Raw genomic sequence first — 11,933 nt, 5'->3', positions numbered from 1 at the left:
CGCCCGCGCGTCGCTCACGGAGATGCGGTGCCGGAGACGATTCCGCATCGGGCGGTCGGCCTCAGCTACCAGATGCGGTGTTTTGCTTTGGGAGCACGAGCCGGCGTTTCACCTTGGCCAAGGCGCCGGCCGATGATGAGAGACCGGCGTAGCCGGCTGCACCGTGGTCGACGCCGCACCAGATCGAAGAGGCCGGCCGGTAGGCTACGAGGGCTTACTGGCCCATCGGGCCGAGTACCGCGTCCCGCATCAGGCCAGAAGGCCCTTCGCCGGTTCGGCCGATAGACAGGCGTGCTCGTCTCTCATCGGTCTCTCCGAACGGCGGAGCTACCCGGCTAGCACCGCTCGTTCCGCGACGAAGGTTACAGCCTGGTCGAAGCCACCCAGGCGCATGGCTTCCCTTACCTGCTCGTTGGCGCCATCGACGATGATCTCCACATCCGGGGCCACATGCTGCTGAGCGAAGGCCAGGCAACGCACCCCGCCGGGAGTCATCGACTCCAACTCGTCGATGCGAAGCACCAGTTGACGTAGCGGCTGCTGTACTGCCTGATCCACGAGAGAGCGCAGCACAGGAAGACTCGCATCATCGAGGGAGCCGGCCAGGTGCAGGGTAGCCGTGGAACCAGTGAATCCAAGGAAGGCTTCAAAATTCATGGTGTGTGTCCCCTTTCTGCGGGATGCGCAACGAGTGCGACAGTGGAGTGCCCGGTAAGTCGTAGGGGGACCGACGTGTCCACCAGCGGCTCGCTCCCGACAGCGTGCGCGTCGCTGCCATCAGGTGCCCCTGTGTCGGCGAACAGGTGCCAGTGGGTGCCGGCAGGGGCGGAAGGCGGGTGGATCTCGGTAGGCGCGGACCGGGCGTTGGCCGCGATGAAGACAGTGTCCGATGGGCCCGCCGGGAGTTGCTGATGGAACAAAGGGGCGAGCAGACCGGACTCTGGTGACCAGTCTGGTTCCCAGGGGCGCCTGCCATGCCAGCTCACCGGCGGGTAGGGCCAGCCCTCGGGAGTCTCACCGCTGGTGGGGGTCCGGCGGCGCAGGACCGGGTGGGCCCGCCGGAACCCTAGGCAGCGCTGGACAAAGCGCAGCAGCCCCCTGTTCTGCTCGGCGAGGTCCCAATCGATCCAGCTTATGGCGTTGTCCTGGCCGTAGGCGTTGTTGTTACCCCACTGGGTGCGGCCGAACTCGTCACCGGCGAGAAGCATGGGGACGCCGTTGCTGAACAGGAGCAAAAGGAGCGCGTTGCGGACCTGTTGGCGGCGTAGCCGCAGAACCGTTGGGTCGTCGCTGGGGCCCTCCGCACCGCAGTTCCAACTGTCGTTGACTGCGATGCCGTCCTCCCCGTTCTCCCCGTTGTCGTCGTTGTGCGGTCGGTCGTAGCTGGCCCAGTCGGCAAGGGTGAAGCCGTCGTGGCAGGCGATGTAGTTCACTGAGGCGGTGGGGCCCCGGTCAGGGTAGAGATCGGGGGAGCCTACCAGCCGAGCGGCGGCGTCGTTGGCGGCGCCAGAACGGCCGATGAGGAAGCGCCTGAGAGCGTCGCGGTAGCGGCCGTTCCATTCCATCCAGCGCTTGTAGGAAGGGAAGCTTCCCACCTGGTCCAGCCCCGTGGCATCGGTTGCCTCAGCGATGAGTTTGCAGTCGGCGAGTACGGGGTCGTGGGCGATGGCCTCCAGCAGCGGTGGGTTATCCATCAGTTCTCCGGTGCTGTCACGCGCCAGAATGGGCGCCATGTCGAACCGGAAGCCATCGATGTGGAATTCACTGGCCCAGTAGCGCAGGCAGTCGAGGATGAAAGATCGGGTCAGGGGATGATTGGCGTTGACAGTATTACCGGTGGCGGTGAGATTGCGGTATTGGCCCTCCGGAGTGAGGAGATAGTAGGCGTCGTTGTCGAGGCCGCGGAACGAAAGGGTGGGCCCGCGGTGGTCGCCCTCCGCTGTGTGGTTGAAGACGACGTCGAGGATCACCTCGATCCCGGCATTGTGCAGGGCACGGACGATTTCCTTGAGTTCCCGGGCGGCGGAGGAGCCGACGGCGTAAGCTGCCTTCGGTGCAAAGAAGCTGACGGTGTTGTAACCCCAGAAGTTCAGTAGCGGAGCACCCGTCATTGGTGACGTGTAGGTGTTGTCGGTCTCATCGAACTCGAAGACGGGCAGCAGTTCGACGCAGTTGACACCCAGTCGGTTGAGGTAGGGGATCTTCTCCCGGAGGCCGGCGAAAGTGCCGGGAGCCACCGTTTCCGAGGAGGAATCGCGGGTGAACCCCCGCACGTGTAGCTCGTAGATGACGAGGTCCTCAGTGGGTATCCGGGGACGTGGTGTGTCGCCCCAGTCGAAATCCGCTGCGAGGACGGCCGAACGGTACCGTGGACGGTGCCCCCACGGTCCGGTTCCCGCAAGCGCCTTGGCGTAGGGGTCCAGCAGTATGGGGGGGACGGTAGAGCCGTCGTGGTCGGTGCGGACGCGGTAGCCGTAATGGGTTCTCTCCGGTGCGAGGCCAAATACCCGCATGGTATGCACGTTGCCGACCCGGTATTCCTCTGGGAACGGGAGTTCCTCCACTACGGAGCCATCGTCAGGGTCCAACAACACCAGGGATAGGCGTGCCCCTGGGGCCGCCGCCACAGCGAAGCTCATCCCGCCCGGTACGGCGTGTGCGCCCAGCCGTGTCGGTTCTCCCGGAGCCGTCCGTAGCGTCGGGGCCAAAGGAGCGGTATCGCGCGCTGGGGTCTTGGTCATCGTCGGGTCTCCGATGGACGTAGTCGGGCGCGTACCGTCATGGGGTTGTCACTATGGGGGAGACGTATGCTCAGCGACTCCGCGTCAAAGTCGGTGTAACGGCTGCCGTCAATAGTCACCTGGTCCAGCGCTACCCGTCCCCTCGGCAGTACGTCGGGGGCAACGCGCAGCGTCTGGTCGGGAAACGTGGCGTCGCTTCTGGGGCGAAACCACAGGTCCATCGGTTCGGCACGCAGCAGGAGCCTGGTGTAAACCTCGGCGAGGTAGCACAGCTCCGCCTTGTGGTACATGCTCATCGCGTGACTGCCCTTGAGCCGCTCGTCGCCGATGAGGTAGGGCAGTCCTTCGGCGAGCACCGTGAAGTAAACTCCTCCCTCGTCGTGGTCGAGGAAGAATGCGTTGTAGAAGGCCGCAGACTCGCGTGCCTGCTTGTGATAGTCGGAGTTGCCGGTTTGGCCGGCCAAGATGAGATAGGCGAGGATGGCTTGCTCCTGCTGCCACCAGGTCTTGCGGTCGTGCCAGACAAAGTCGTGCCGTCCGTCGGTTGCGACGCGCTGCATTAGGTCGTACCAGCCGCCCCGCTGTGGGTCCCGACCGTGAGCGGGCATTGTGTCTGCGATGCGCTCGGCCAGCGCCCGGTATTCGTTTTTAGGGGTCAGGGCGTTCATCCGCGTCAGGTTCCAAGCGATCTTCAGGTTGTGCCCAACGACCGCACGGTCCTGTTGCCATCCCCATGAGCGATCGGGGGTCCAGTCGCCGTGGAAGCGCTCGTAAACGAACGGGCTAGCCTCAGGGCTTCGATCGGGCATATGCGCGACGATCATGTCGAAGGTGTGTTCCAGCATCCGCCGGTAGCGCTCCTCGCCAGTGGCCAGGTAGAGGTTGAACAGGTAGGCGGGAGCGTGATCCCCCACGGAGTTCCAGTTTTTGCGCGACCGGTTGGGGCCCAGATAGTCGTGGTGTGGTGAGAGCGTGACCGGATCGATGTGGGAGTAGTAGCCTCCGAGCTTGGGGTCGGCGAAGAAGCGTTCGAAGAGGCGTACTGTGCCCTCAACGTCGGCCTTGATCTGAGGGTCGCCGGTGAGCCGGTAGGTCTGGGTGAGGCCGACGAGTGCATAGATCTGCTCATAGGCGGGGATGGCACGGTAGTCGTCGCCGAACTCCGAGGCGAACAGTTTGTGCTCGTGTGTACCGGAGACGTCGATCCCGTGGTACCAGTAGACAACCTCTTCGGTGGGGTCGGCGAAACGCATATGGTCGTGGAGGTAGCGCGAGCCGCGTTCGGCGACCTCTAGAAAGTCCTCATCCCCTGTCAGCATGTAGGCGGTCGCCATGCCGTAAACCATCCGGGAGATTGTGTCGGTCTCCTGCACATGACGCTGAGTCTTCTCTCCGCTGCCGCCGATCTCGGTGCGGTACTTCCCGAAGTCCGCCGGTGCGGTGCCAAACTGTGACCTGCGGTAGAAGCGGGCTAGGGCATAGAGCTGATCTACCCACCAGCCGGGTTCTTCGTAGGGAGGCGATGAAGGGGACTCGCTGACGAAAACCAGTCGGCTCGCCTGGTAGCGCAGTCCTTCCGCCTCCGGGTAGACGGGGCCATAGCTGAAGATCAGTGCTCCCGGGACGAGTAGATCGTACAGTCGTCCGGTGACGTCGTTGTAGGGATCGCTAAGGTTGCGCAGGAGCTGTCCCGACGTGGTGTCGGTTAGGCGGAGGGTGAGGACACGGTCGTCGAAGGTCCGCAGCCGCACCTGGTTGCCGACGCGCTCCAGCACATAGCCGGCGGCTGCATCGGAAAAGGTGAAGTCCAGAGCATCCGGCGCCGCGCGTCTTCCATCGGCTTTGGGATTAGTGGGTGTTCCGGTCATGCCGCCACCTGCTCAGATGCCTTGAGCGTATCGATCACAGTTCGTGCCATGAGGTGGCAGTGGCCGGCAGTACGGGTGGTGACCAGGTCGGAGTCGACGACTACGTCCTGGTCCCGATAGTGGGCACCCATGTTGCTGACGTCGCCGACCAGGTTGTTGTGGCAAGTGACCGGCCGGCCGCGGATCAGTTCCGGCGCAGTGGAGAGCAGCATCAGGCCGTGGCAGGAGAACGCCTTCACCAATCGCGGTATGCGGAAGGCGCGACGCATGAGGTCCACCGCCGGGGCGGGGCGGTCAAGATCCTCGGTGTAACGCAGCCGGTCTGCGACCATGCCGGAGGGCACAATCAGCGCTGAAAGCCGTGACAGTCCGTCGTAGCCCAGGTCCTCCAGGTCACCGTCAACGGTGAGTGGTGCGCGCTGCTCATAGCCGGCAAAGGTGAGCGAAGGCTGGCCCCATAGCCTGGTGAGGAGGACCACCTCGGCGCCCTCTTCGGAGAAGCGTCGCTGATAGTAGGAGATTTCCTCCTCAACGAAATCACCTTCTACGAGGACCCCGATCCGCTTTCCGGTCAGAGGGCCAGGCAGGGAAATCACGGAATTCTCCATTACTTGGAAACCTCGCATCCTGGTTGGAGGTGCCGGGGCGGCATGCCGCCCCGGCACCCGGCCGGCTGAGAGCCGGCCGGTGTTTCTTGGGGAAGGGGGTCAGGCGTCCAGTTCGGCAGAGCCGGGCATAGGGGTGAGATCGTCAACGGTGTAGGTGCGGATACGGGGCGTCCCGTCCTGTAGGACCACTGACCAGGTCTGTGTGGCGTCGAAACCGAGCCACTCGCTGTTGGGGGCGGGAGCGTTCCACACCTTCGTCTGCCAGTTCACGACGACGCGGACCTCGGCGTGAACGGGGGAGAGCATACGTACATCCACGGAGGTGATCTCGTGGATCTCATCGAAGAACTTGTTGGTTACCGCCTGGTACCAGGAGCGGAAACCGTCGATGCCGCGGAGAGTTCCTTCGGGAAAGTTCATCACCAGGCCATCGCTGGCCAGGAACGAGATGAGTTTCTCTTCGGGGTCGTGCCGGTCCAGCGCCTCGTACCATTCCTTGACGAGAAGCCGTACGCTCTGCTCGTCCAAGCTGGCCTCGGTCATGGTCATGGAAAGGTGCTCCTTTCGGGGGTGAGAATCGTTAGGCGGTCATCAGATCGACCAGGAAAGGCCCCTCGTGCGAGAGGAGCTCCGTCACAGCGGAGTCCACCTGCTCCGGTTTCTCCACCCGCGTCGCGGGGACGCCCAGGGAGCGCGCCAACGCGGTGAAGTCAATGTCGGGACGAGAGAGGTCGAAAGCCTCGGGATGGACGTGTGGTGTGATCCCCAGCTCGCTCCAGTACTGTTCGATGTTGTCGTCGAGAAGCTGGTAGCGGCGGTTGTTGCAGACGACGAGCTTGGCCGCTATTCCATACCGAGCCGCGGTCCACAGCGCTTGGATGGTGTACATACTGCCGCCGTCGCCGGTGAAGCCGATAACCTCCAGTTCAGGGTGTGCCAGCTTGATGCCCAAAGCTCCAGGGATTCCGACGCCCAGTGAGCCGCCCCGTGTTTGGAAGTACCGGCCGGGAACGCGAGGCGGTAGGTAGCGGGTGAGTGTTCCCGAAGCAGTCAGTGCCTCGTCGAACACCGCCAGCTCTGCTGGGGCGCGCTGGGCTAGCCGTGCGGCGAACAGCTCCGGGACACTCTCTGGTTCGGACGCCTCCCCGACGTGGGACGCCTCCATCTGGGAGGCGGTGGGCCCGATCGGCGTCGTGCTGGGTCTGCGTCGGTCGATCTCCTGGGAGATAGCTGTCAGCGTCAGATGTGGATCAGCGACGATCCCCAGGTCGACGGGGAGGTTCTTGGCGATCTCATAGCTGTCGAGGTCGACATGTACGATCTTGGCGTCGTCGCGGAAAGGGTTGCCCAATTCGGGGAAGACCTCGGGGAAGACGTAGCTTCCCACGATGAGCACCGCGTCGCTTTCGGAGACGATGCCGCTGCTGACCGCCCCGAACATGTGCCCCGTCTGACCGCGATAGAGCGGATGCGTGGTGTCGACGTTGACCTCGGAGGAGTTCACCCCCCAGATCGGGGCGTCGAGCCGTTCGGCCAGAGCGGTCAATTGCTGCTGTGCCCCGCTGACGGATACCCCGTCTCCCATCAGGACCAGCGGTTGCTCTCCGCTGAGCAGCAGGTCGGCAGCCGTTGCGATCACGGACGGCTCGGGTGTTACCCGAGTCGAAGGGATCGTGGTGGGGATAGCGGGCTCGGTGGTGACCTGGTCGAGTACGTCCGCCGGCAGGACGACCAGCACCGGCCCCATGGGCGGCGTCATAGCCATCTTGACAGCTCGCCGCACGACCCGCAGCACTGAGGAAGGGTCCAGTACCCGTGTAGCGTATTTGGTCACGGGTTCGGCCATACCGACCAGGTCGGCAGCCATCTGGGCGTCCAACGCATCGTAGCGGACCCCGGCCTCGCCGACCAGGACCACCAGGGGTGAGCCTCCACGCTTGGCCTGGTAGAGCATCCCGATGCCGTTGCCCAGTCCAACCCCACTGTGCAGTTGGACCAAGCCGGGTTGCTGTGTGGAGCGGGCATAGCCATCCGCCATACCCACGGCCACGCTTTCGTGCAGGGTGAGCACGTAGTCCAGCGGGGAGTTGTCGACAAGGTCGATAAATCCCTGCTCGACGGTACCGGGGTTGCCGAACATGTGGGTGATGCCGTCGGCGGTGAGCTGCTCGTAGAGAGCGGCTTTGCCTGGCCTGGCTCGCATATGTCCTCCTAACCAGACGGGCCGGTCACCAGCCATAGCGGCGTAGGCCGTTCTCCAACACCTCGATGAGCAGCTCGCCGGAGAGGGTCGAGTCAGGGGTGGACCTGGCGGTTACGAACGGATAGTCGACGATGACCGAAAGCTCCTTGCCGACATTGCCGTGGAATCCGCCATCGGGGCCTACGGCGTCGCGCAGGATGTACTCCAGCGGGTACGGAGGCGGGCCCATGTTGAAGTCCACGCCGAGGAAACCGGTCCCGTCCTTGTAGTCGTACTCCTTCGGGTGACCAGTCACATGCTTGCCCCACAGCAGGCTGGCGCGGGTCTCCAGGTCCCGAGCGAAGGCAAGAGGGGCGACCCCATAGCACTCGCCCAGGATCGGTTTATCCGCGGCGATGAAGGCCATGATCAATTCGTGCAGTCGCTCGTTGTTGGCTAGGTCCACGATCGGACCGCTACCTCCGACGATGACGAGCGCGTCGAAGCTGGAGAGGACGCCTTCCAGCGCCTCTTCAAGTCGACGGTTGTAGTCCTCTAGTTCACGTAGATGGTTCAGCGCGCTGTAGTACGGGCGCTCGGGAATGAGCTCCATGAGGCTAAGCGGGTTGTCTAGCCGGCTGGATTCGTCCAATTCGGTCGCGCGGCGTGCCATGTCGGCAGTGGTGACCGAGCGTCCCAGGGGAGCGTCGATGTAGTCGGGGTCCAGGCTCGGCGGGAGCGCGTGGGCACGCTTGCCAGTGGGGGTCATGAATGTGGTGCGGTAGCCCCTGGCGTCGAATTTTTCCAGGGGACCGACAAGTTCTTCTCCCCAGTAGCCGTACTCAGACAGGACCATGAGGATTCGTTTGGACATGGAATTCTCCAAGAGCTGATCAATTGGTGACCTGTGCATTCACGAAAGCGGTTCCGCTGCTTTCGTGGCTGCCGCTTCGTGGCGGCTAGAAATGATTCAACCCGCTCTGCCGAAGCCTTGGCAAGAACCCGCCTGAGAGCGATGCTTACTTATCCAACTCCCTTTAGTCGTAGTGCTCCGTGTCACCGAAGCGGTTCCAGTTTCCTCCGTATCGGTTCGCTCACCTGATGTTCGATGCCCACAGCAGCTCGATCGATCAATGTTGCTTATCGATCGATTCGTTTCAGGCACTTGTCCTTGAGTTGAATTCTGCTGATTATGGGGGCGGTCTTGAAGTGTGAAGTGCTGCTCTTGTGTGTCTTCCTCCCGTGCGAGCTGTCGCAGTGGATGCGGAATTGGTCAAAAAACCGTTTCCTGGGTGGTGTGCGCAGCATTTTTCCTGTTGAGGCCAGTCATCAATGTCTCTCGTCGCAGGAGTCCCGTGTTCGTGGAAGACAGATTTTTCCCTTGGGTTGGAAAAATCCACACGGTGAGCAAGGAAAAGGCGTGCGAAAAGGTGGGTCCATGAGTGGACGCTTGATGATCGACGACATCTCCCCCCTGGTCAGTGGAGGACGATATCCGGCCAAGGCCGTAGTGGGAGAACAAGTTCCCGTTCACGCGACGATATGGCGCGAAGGCCACGAGGCGCTGGCCGCAGAGGTGGAATTGGCAGATCGGTCCCGTGCCCCTCGCAGTGCTGTGCCAATGGAACTGGCCGACGTCGGAACCGACCGCTGGCGGGCTGTCGTAACTCCTGACGAACCGGGAATGTGGGAGTTTCGGATCAGGGCTTGGAGTGATCCGTGGACCAGTTGGCGGACCTCGGTCACAGCCAAGCTCGCCGTAAGTGTCGATGCGCCTGCCCTCGCCAACGATCTCGAAAGCGGCGCATTGCTCATCGACAGGCAGGCCGATCGATCCAGCAGCCGTGACGATCGCGACCTGCTGCGACGGGCAGCCGCTGCGCTGCGTGACACCAACCTGCCCCTGTCTGAGCGGGTGAAGCCAGCCCTCGGTGCGGAGGTTGCCCGAGTCGTTGCCGCTGCTCCACCGCGCGAGCTGGTGGTCTCAAGCAATCCCCACCGGATCTGGGTCGACCGGCCGCGCGCACTGTTCGGATCGTGGTACGAGTTCTTCCCTCGTTCGACGGGGGGACGGGACGAGCACGGCCGGGCCGTCCACGGAACATTCGCCACAGCGGAGCGGGAGTTGGGGCGGATCGCCGACATGGGATTCGACGTGGTCTACCTGCCCCCGATCCACCCCATCGGTACGGTCAACCGCAAGGGCCGCAACAATGCGCTGACCGCCGAACCTAACGATGTCGGCTCGCCTTGGGCCATTGGTTCCAGCGAGGGCGGCCATGACGCTGTCCACCCCGAGTTGGGCGATATCACCGACTTTGACGCCTTCGTCACTGAGGTTCGCCGCCTCGATATGGAGGTCGCTCTCGATCTCGCCCTGCAATGCGCTCCCGATCACCCCTGGGTACGGCATCACCCAGAATGGTTCACCACGCGGCCCGACGGCAGCATCGCCTTCGCTGAGAACCCGCCGAAGACCTACGAAGACATCTATCCGCTCAACTTCGACAACGACCCAGAAGGGCTCTACGCCGAGATCCTGCGGGTTGTCACTTTCTGGATCGAGCACGGGGTGCGGATCTTCCGGGTGGATAACCCCCACACCAAGCCCCCCGACTTCTGGCACCGGCTCATCTGGCAGGTCAAGGAGACCTATCCCGAAGTGCTCTTCCTGGCCGAAGCGTTCACCCGGCCAGCCATCCTCAACGGCCTGGCCAAACTCGGCTTTACCCAGTCCTACACCTACTTCACCTGGCGCACCACCAAACGGGAACTCACCGAGTACCTCACGGAACTTGTCGATTCAGCGGACTGGCTGCGCCCCAACCTCTTTGTCAACACTCCCGACATCCTGCACCGCGTCCTACAGGAAGGCGGGCCGCACATGTTCGCGGTGCGTGCTGCCCTAGCGGCAACCCTCTCACCTACATGGGGGGTCTACTCCGGCTTTGAACTGTTTGAGCGGCAGCCCCTGCGTCCAGGAAGCGAAGAATATCTCGACTCCGAAAAGTACGAATTGCGTCCCCGAGACTACTCCGGAGCCCTACGCCGGGGAGAGTCCCTCCAGCCGTGGATCACCGAGCTCAACCGGCTCCGTCGTGCCCATCCGGCGCTGCGCAACCTGCGCACTCTGCGTTTCCACGACGTAACCGACGAGGCGCTCATCGCCTACTCCAAGACCGATCCCGGCACCGGGGACCACGTGCTGTGCGTCGTTGATCTGGCCCCGATCAGTCCCCGAGAAGCGGAGGTGCGGCTGGACACCGCCGCACTCGGCCTGGACGACGGTGCCCAGGTCACAGCGCTCGACGAGATCTATGGGGGCGTGGTCGAACTGTCAGCCACCAGCACGGTCACGATCGACCCCAAGCGGTCGGTCGCGCGCGTCTTCGCGTGGAGGTCGCATTGAGTACCCGTGTCACCAGCGGAAATATCGTCGAGCCTCAAGCGGCCGACTTCCCCGATGCTCGCCCGGTGGGGGTGGAGCCCGAGTGGTTCAAATATGCGATCTTCTACGAGGTCCTGGTCCGTGCCTTTTACGACAGTAACGACGACGGTTCCGGAGACATCCAGGGATTGATCAACAAGCTGGACTATCTGGAATGGCTGGGGGTCGACTGCTTATGGCTTCCCCCCTTCTACTCCTCCCCACTGCGCGACGGCGGTTACGACATCAGCGACTATCGGGAGCTCCTCTCTGAATTCGGCACCATCGAAGACTTCGTCGAACTCATCGACGCCGCCCATGCGCGTGGCATTCGGATCATCATCGACCTGGTCATGAACCACACGAGCGACCAACACCCATGGTTCATCGAATCCCGCGAGAACCCCGACGGCCCCTATGGCGACTTCTACGTGTGGTCCGACACCACGAACCGCTACTCCGACGCCCGAGTGATCTTCGTCGACACCGAGCACTCCAACTGGGCCTACGACGAGGTGCGCGGCCAGTACTACTGGCACCGCTTCTTCTCCCACCAACCCGACCTCAACTATGAGAACCCGCGGGTACAGGACGCCATGCTGGATGTGCTGCGGTTCTGGCTGGACCTGGGCATCGACGGTTTCCGCATGGACGCGGTGCCCTACCTCTACGAGCGCGAGGGCACCAGTTGCGAAAACCTCAAAGAGACCCACGAGTTCCTCAAGCGGATTCGTAAGATCGTCGACGACGAGTACCCCGGCCGCCTTCTACTGGCCGAGGCCAACCAGTGGCCGGCTCATGCGGTGGAGTACTTCGGAGATCCCACCACCGGCGGCGACGAGTGCCACATGGCCTTCCATTTTCCGCTCATGCCGCGTCTCTTCATGGCAGTACGCAGAGAGAGCCGGTTCCCGATCACCGAGATCCTGGCCCAGACTCCCAGCATCCCCTCTGGGGCGCAGTGGGGCATTTTCCTGCGTAACCACGACGAGTTGACGTTGGAGATGGTCACCGATGAGGAGCGGGACTACATGTACGCCGAGTACGCCAAGGACCCGCGGATGCGCGCCAACGTGGGCATCCGTAGACGGCTGGCCCCGCTGCTGG

The 11,933-nt window shown here is 63.1% G+C and carries 9 protein-coding genes; 2 read left to right on the top strand and 7 right to left on the bottom strand.

Annotation, left to right across the window (positions count from 1 at the left end; all coding sequences use genetic code 11):
* Positions 1-327: 327 nt before the first annotated feature.
* The 7 genes from ABD848_RS17245 to ABD848_RS17215 all read right to left on the bottom strand — a co-directional run bounded on the left by ABD848_RS17245 (position 328) and on the right by ABD848_RS17215 (position 8,273).
* A complete protein-coding gene (locus tag ABD848_RS17245; RefSeq protein WP_344973196.1) occupies positions 328-657 on the bottom strand; it encodes an STAS domain-containing protein in 330 nt (109 codons plus the stop codon).
* The gene (locus tag ABD848_RS17240) at positions 654-2,741 is read right to left on the bottom strand and encodes a glycogen debranching protein (protein ID WP_344973194.1); all 2,088 of its coding nucleotides are present in this window, start codon (positions 2,739-2,741) and stop codon (positions 654-656) included. The genes ABD848_RS17245 and ABD848_RS17240 overlap by 4 nt, the downstream gene beginning before the upstream one ends.
* Positions 2,738-4,609, bottom strand: coding sequence for an AGE family epimerase/isomerase (locus tag ABD848_RS17235; protein WP_344973192.1), 1,872 nt, complete (start codon positions 4,607-4,609; stop codon positions 2,738-2,740). Before ABD848_RS17235 ends, ABD848_RS17240 begins: the two co-directional genes overlap by 4 nt.
* Positions 4,606-5,217, bottom strand: a complete 612-nt coding sequence (locus tag ABD848_RS17230) for a DJ-1/PfpI family protein (RefSeq protein ID WP_344973190.1) — start codon at positions 5,215-5,217, stop codon at positions 4,606-4,608. The genes ABD848_RS17235 and ABD848_RS17230 overlap by 4 nt, the downstream gene beginning before the upstream one ends.
* A gap of 99 nt (positions 5,218-5,316) precedes the next feature.
* Entirely contained in the window at positions 5,317-5,766 is a 450-nt protein-coding gene (locus tag ABD848_RS17225) for a YybH family protein (RefSeq protein ID WP_344973188.1), read from the bottom strand.
* A gap of 31 nt (positions 5,767-5,797) precedes the next feature.
* A complete protein-coding gene (locus ABD848_RS17220; RefSeq protein WP_344973185.1) occupies positions 5,798-7,420 on the bottom strand; it encodes a thiamine pyrophosphate-binding protein in 1,623 nt (540 codons plus the stop codon).
* A 25-nt stretch (positions 7,421-7,445) separates the two neighbouring features.
* Positions 7,446-8,273 carry a type 1 glutamine amidotransferase domain-containing protein gene (locus ABD848_RS17215; protein ID WP_344973182.1) on the bottom strand — a complete coding sequence of 276 codons (828 nt, stop codon included), beginning with the start codon at positions 8,271-8,273 and terminating at the stop codon, positions 7,446-7,448.
* Between the two features lie 564 nt (positions 8,274-8,837).
* Between ABD848_RS17215 and ABD848_RS17210 the strand changes: the two genes are divergently transcribed.
* Both ABD848_RS17210 and ABD848_RS17205 read left to right on the top strand, forming a co-directional pair.
* On the top strand, positions 8,838-10,808 hold the full coding sequence (locus ABD848_RS17210) for an alpha-1,4-glucan--maltose-1-phosphate maltosyltransferase (protein WP_344973180.1): 1,971 nt from the start codon (positions 8,838-8,840) through the stop codon (positions 10,806-10,808).
* Between the two features lie 23 nt (positions 10,809-10,831).
* A partial coding sequence (locus ABD848_RS17205) for an alpha-amylase family glycosyl hydrolase (protein WP_344973353.1) occupies positions 10,832-11,933 on the top strand: 1,102 nt, incomplete at its 3' end.

It is taken from the genome of Salinactinospora qingdaonensis (genome assembly GCF_039539445.1).
GTDB lineage: Bacteria > Actinomycetota > Actinomycetes > Streptosporangiales > Streptosporangiaceae > Salinactinospora > Salinactinospora qingdaonensis.
The sequence above is the reverse complement of the archived record's forward strand: the minus strand, read 5'-3'. Positions and strand labels throughout refer to the sequence as shown.

Coding starts and splice junctions, on each gene's coding strand:
- ABD848_RS17245 (WP_344973196.1), bottom strand. CDS start 657: ATGAATTTTGAAGCCTTCCTTGGATTCACTGGTTCCACGGCTACCCTG.
- ABD848_RS17240 (WP_344973194.1), bottom strand. CDS start 2,741: ATGACCAAGACCCCAGCGCGCGATACCGCTCCTTTGGCCCCGACGCTA.
- ABD848_RS17235 (WP_344973192.1), bottom strand. CDS start 4,609: ATGACCGGAACACCCACTAATCCCAAAGCCGATGGAAGACGCGCGGCG.
- ABD848_RS17230 (WP_344973190.1), bottom strand. CDS start 5,217: ATGGAGAATTCCGTGATTTCCCTGCCTGGCCCTCTGACCGGAAAGCGG.
- ABD848_RS17225 (WP_344973188.1), bottom strand. CDS start 5,766: ATGACCATGACCGAGGCCAGCTTGGACGAGCAGAGCGTACGGCTTCTC.
- ABD848_RS17220 (WP_344973185.1), bottom strand. CDS start 7,420: ATGCGAGCCAGGCCAGGCAAAGCCGCTCTCTACGAGCAGCTCACCGCC.
- ABD848_RS17215 (WP_344973182.1), bottom strand. CDS start 8,273: ATGTCCAAACGAATCCTCATGGTCCTGTCTGAGTACGGCTACTGGGGA.
- ABD848_RS17210 (WP_344973180.1), top strand. CDS start 8,838: ATGAGTGGACGCTTGATGATCGACGACATCTCCCCCCTGGTCAGTGGA.